The following is a 1211-nucleotide window of genomic DNA, read 5'->3' as shown; positions in this document are numbered from 1 at the left end:
TGACCGGCTCCCATTTTTAGATCCACCTTGTAGTGAAGACGGGCTCATCAAAATTCGCTGTTACTTAGGAACTCTTTAGGCGACAGATTATTAAGAGCTTGATGAGGTCGACTCTCGTTGTACTCTATCCGCCATGCTTCAATCTTCAATTTAGCATCTGCTAGTGATTCAAACCAGTGACAGTTCAAACACTCGTCTCTAAAGCTGCCGTTAAATGATTCAATGTGTGCGTTGTCAGTCGGCTTGCCGGGTCTGGAAAAAGCGAGCTTAACGTTATTGCCATAAGCCCATAAATCCATCATTTGCCCAGTAAATTCGCTTCCATTATCGCAATGAATGCGAGCAGGCTTGTCTCGCGAACGACAGATATTGTTCAATGTTTGGATGACATCTTCCGCCCTTAATTTCGAACCCGTAAACGCTGCCAAACACTCTCGGGAGAAGGTATCGACAACCGTTAATATTCTAATCCTATTGCCATTCACTAATTGATCAGATACAAAGTCCATTGCCCACGCTTCATTCGGCTTTGTCGAGACCCGATAGTCTCTTTCTCGTCGACAAGCGCTCACGTTGCGCCTGGGGCGTTTCGGTCGAATTTGTAAGCCCTCTAAACAATACAGCCGATAAACACGCTTCTTATTCACGTGGATACCCTCCCTTTTTAGCATCACATGAATGCGTTTGTACCCGTACCGAACACGCGAACGGGCTATTTCAATAATACGCTGTCGTAATGGCTCTTGAGATGACGCTGTTGATTCATATCGATAAACCGAACGACTCAAACTTAATAATCGACAGGCCCTACGCTCACTGACATTATATCGGTCTTGCAAACTGCGCACCGCCAAACGGCGCTGCGGTGCGCTTACCACTTTCGAGAATTAAGATCCTGCAACATCACTTTATCAAGGGTTAGATCGGCGACGACTCTCTTAAGCCGTTCGTTTTCTTCTCGTAACTGCTTTAGCTCTCTTACCTGATCGGACTCCAATCCTGAATATTTCTTTTTCCAGGCGTAGAAGGTGCCCTCTGCGATCCCCAATTTACGACTTATTTCGGCTACGGAAAGTCCAGTCTCTTGCTGTTTAATGGCTGCAACTATTTGTTCGACAGAAAAACGTTTTGCTTTCATGTGCGATCCTCCTGAGGGGCAAATCATGCCCGATTTCACTGTCTTTGTGGATCTGTTTATGGGGAGCCGGTCA

The 1211-nt window shown here is 46.0% G+C and carries 1 protein-coding gene; it reads right to left on the bottom strand.

Features of this window, described 5'->3' with window-relative positions:
* Window positions 1–47: 47 nt before the first annotated feature.
* A protein-coding gene (locus NH399_RS25325; protein ID WP_253044311.1) for an IS3 family transposase occupies window positions 48–1138 on the bottom strand; the annotation gives its coding sequence in 2 pieces (ribosomal slippage) (window positions 48–877 and window positions 877–1138; 1092 coding nt in all).
* Between the last annotated feature and the right edge of the window lie 73 nt (window positions 1139–1211).

The sequence above is a fragment of the Pleionea sp. CnH1-48 genome (assembly GCF_024124665.1).
Classification (GTDB): domain Bacteria; phylum Pseudomonadota; class Gammaproteobacteria; order Enterobacterales; family Kangiellaceae; genus JAMXSB01.
Note: the sequence above shows the minus strand (reverse complement) of the source record. Positions and strands in the feature narration are given on the sequence as shown.